The sequence below is a fragment of the Pseudoroseomonas cervicalis ATCC 49957 genome (assembly GCF_000164635.1).
Taxonomy (GTDB): Bacteria; Pseudomonadota; Alphaproteobacteria; order Acetobacterales; family Acetobacteraceae; genus Pseudoroseomonas; species Pseudoroseomonas cervicalis.
In genome coordinates, this window is record NZ_GG771008.1 from 1 (window position 1) to 3037 (window position 3037).

Sequence of the window (3037 nt, forward strand, 5' to 3'; positions counted from 1 at the left end):
GCCAAGAAGCCCGCCGCCGCGCCGGCCAAGAAGCCCGGCCCGGGCCTCGACCGCCGCCGCGACGGCCGCATCGACGTGGCCGCCGCGATCGAGGGCGAGGATGAGCGCAGCCGCTCCATGGCCTCCGTCCGCCGCGCCCGCGAGCGCGAGCGGCGGCAGCAGGAGCTGCAGCGCCTGCGCTCGGACGGCGTCAAGGTGGTGCGCGACGTGGTGGTGCCGGAAGCCATCACCGTGCAGGAGCTCGCCAACCGCATGGCCGCCCGTGGCGGCGAGGTGGTGAAGGCGCTGTTCCGCATGGGCGTGATGGCGACGCTGACCCAGACCATCGACGCCGACACGGCGGAGCTGGTGGTCAACGAGTTCGGCCACCGCGTGCGCCGCGTCTCCGAGTCGGATGTCGAGCAGGGCCTGGTGGGCACCGTCGACGCCGAGGACGACCTGCTGCCGCGCCCGCCGGTCGTGACCATCATGGGCCATGTCGACCACGGCAAGACCAGCCTGCTGGACGCGCTGCGCAAGACCGACGTGGCCGGCCGCGAGGCCGGTGGCATCACCCAGCACATCGGCGCCTATCAGGTGACGCTGGCGGACGGGCAGAAGGTCACCTTCCTCGACACGCCGGGCCACGAGGCCTTCACCGCCATGCGCGCCCGCGGCGCGAGCGTGACCGACATGGTCGTGCTGGTGGTGGCCGCCGATGACGGCGTGATGCCGCAGACGATCGAGGCGATCAACCACGCCAAGGCGGCCGGCGTGCCGCTGATCGTGGCGGTCAACAAGATCGACAAGCCGGGCGTCAACCTCGACCGCGTGCGGCAGGAGCTGCTGCAGCACGAGATCGTGGTGGAGAGCCTGGGCGGCGACACGATGGAGATCCAGGTCTCCGCGCTGAAGGGCACCAATCTCGACAAGCTGCTGGAGGCGATCCTGCTGCAGGCCGAGGTGCTGGACCTGCGCGCCAACCCCGACCGCTCCGCCGAGGGCGCCGTCATCGAGTCCAAGCTGGACAAGGGGCGTGGCCCGGTGGCCACCATCCTGGTGCAGAAGGGCACGCTGAAGCAGGGCGACATGGTGGTGGTCGGCGCCGAGTGGGGCCGCGTGCGCGCCATGCTCGACGACAAGGGCCGCCAGCTGAAGGAGGCCGGCCCCAGCCTGCCGGTCGAGATCCTCGGCCTGTCGGGCGTGCCGACCGCCGGCGAGACCTTCGTGGCCGTGGAGAATGAGAGCCGCGCCCGCGAGATCTCCGAGTACCGCCAGCGCGTCGCCCGCGACAAGCAGGCGGCCGCCGCCGGCGCCGCCCGCGGCACGCTGGCCGACATGATGGCCCGCGTCGCCGCCGGCGCGCAGAAGGAGGTGGCCGTCGTCGTCAAGGCCGACGTGCAGGGCTCGGCCGAGGCGCTCGGCGTGACGCTGAACAAGCTGTCGCGCGACGAGGTCAAGGTGCGCGTGCTGCACTCGGCGGTCGGCCAGATCACCGAGAGCGACATCCAGCTGGCCAAGGCGTCCAACGCCGTGGTCGTCGCCTTCAACGTCCGCGCCACCACCCAGGCGCGGGAGATGGCGAACCGCGACGGCGTCGACATCCGCTACTACTCCATCATCTACCAGGTGGCGGACGATGTGGAGGCGATGGTCCGCGGCAAGCTGGCCCCGGTGCAGCGCGAGAAGTTCCTCGGCTACGCGCAGATCCTCGAGGTGTTCGAGGTCAAGCGCGTCGGCAAGATCGCGGGCTGCCGCGTCACCGAGGGCGTGGTCAAGCGCGGCTGCGGCGTCCGCCTGCTGCGCGACGGCGTCGTCATCCACCAGGGCGAGCTGGCCACGCTGCGCCGCTTCAAGGATGACGTGAAGGAAGTGACCAACGGCTACGAGTGCGGCATGTCCTTCGCGAACTACGACGACATCCGCATCGGCGACCAGATCGAGTGCTACGAGACCGAGACCGTCGCCGCGGTCTGACCTGAACCGGCCCGGGGGCGCGATCCCCCGGGCCGCCTTGCCTTCGCCCGCCCGCCCCGCCGGTGCGCGGTCCCCGCGCCGCCCGACCGGGGCGGCCCGGCGCTGCTGTGAAGAGAACCCCCCATGGCCAAGAAAACCGCCGCCGCCGGCGCCCCCAGCCAGCGCATGCTCCGCGTCGCGGAGGAGGTGCGCCATGCCCTCTCGGCCGTGTTCATGCGCGGCGAGTTCCACGACCCCGACCTGTCGGGCCGCCACATCACGGTCACCGAGGTGCGCGCCTCCCCCGACCTGAAGCACATGACCTGCTTCGTCTCCGCCCTCGGCCGGCCGGTGACCAAGGAGGAGTTGCAGGGGCTGCGCCGCGTGCAGCCCTTCCTGCGCACCCAGGTCGCGCGCGCGGTGCGGCTGAAATTCGCCCCCGAGATGCATTTCCAGCCCGACACCGCGCTGGACTATGCGATGAAGATCGACGCGGTGATGCGCCGGCCGGAGGTCCAGCAGGACCTCGCCCCGCGCAAGCCCGGCGACGCCACGCCGCCGGAGGACGAGACCCCGTGACGACCCAGGAGGCGGCGCCGCCCGACCAGGCGCCGGTGATCCGCACCATCGCCATGCCGGCCGACACCAACCCGGCGGGCGACATCTTCGGCGGCTGGCTGATGGCGCAGATGGACCTGGCCGCCGGCAACGCCGCCGTCCGCCGCGCCCGCGGCCGCTGCGCCACCGTCGCGGTGGAGGCGATGACCTTCCACTCCCCCGTGCGCGTCGGCGACGAGGTGAGCCTCTATGCCGAGGTGATCTCGACCGGCCGCACCTCGATGCGCATCCGCGTGCAGGCCTGGCGGCGCGAGCGCGAGAGCGACCACACCAACCGGGTGACCGAGGCGGTCTTCACCTTCGTGGCGCTCGACGCCACCGGCCGCCCGCGCCCGGTGCCGTCGGTCTAGCGCCAGGGGGGCTCCGCCCCCCTGGACCAAGGTTAGCGCCAGGGGGGCTCCGCCCCCTGGACCCCCGGCCGGGGGGATAGTATCCCCCCGGACCCCGCCTTCAGATGGGAAGTCCAGAAACCTCAGGTTTCTGG

At 72.2% G+C, this 3037-nt stretch carries 3 protein-coding genes; all 3 read left to right on the plus strand.

Features of this window, described 5'->3' with window-relative positions; genetic code table 11:
• The coding region (gene infB, locus HMPREF0731_RS21250) for a translation initiation factor IF-2 (protein ID WP_007006305.1) at window positions 1–1956 on the plus strand (1956 nt) is incomplete at its 5' end.
• Window positions 1957–2079: 123 nt separating this feature from the next.
• On the plus strand, window positions 2080–2514 hold the full coding sequence (gene rbfA / locus HMPREF0731_RS21255; protein ID WP_007006306.1) for a 30S ribosome-binding factor RbfA: 435 nt from the start codon (window positions 2080–2082) through the stop codon (window positions 2512–2514).
• Complete coding sequence (locus HMPREF0731_RS21260) at window positions 2511–2903, plus strand: acyl-CoA thioesterase (protein ID WP_007006307.1); 393 nt, start codon at window positions 2511–2513, stop codon at window positions 2901–2903. The genes rbfA and HMPREF0731_RS21260 overlap by 4 nt, the downstream gene beginning before the upstream one ends.
• Window positions 2904–3037 lie beyond the last annotated feature (134 nt).

Bases quoted from the DNA above. Each gene is read 5' to 3' on its own strand.
- rbfA (WP_007006306.1), top strand. From the start codon at position 2,080: ATGGCCAAGAAAACCGCCGCCGCCGGCGCCCCCAGCCAGCGCATGCTC.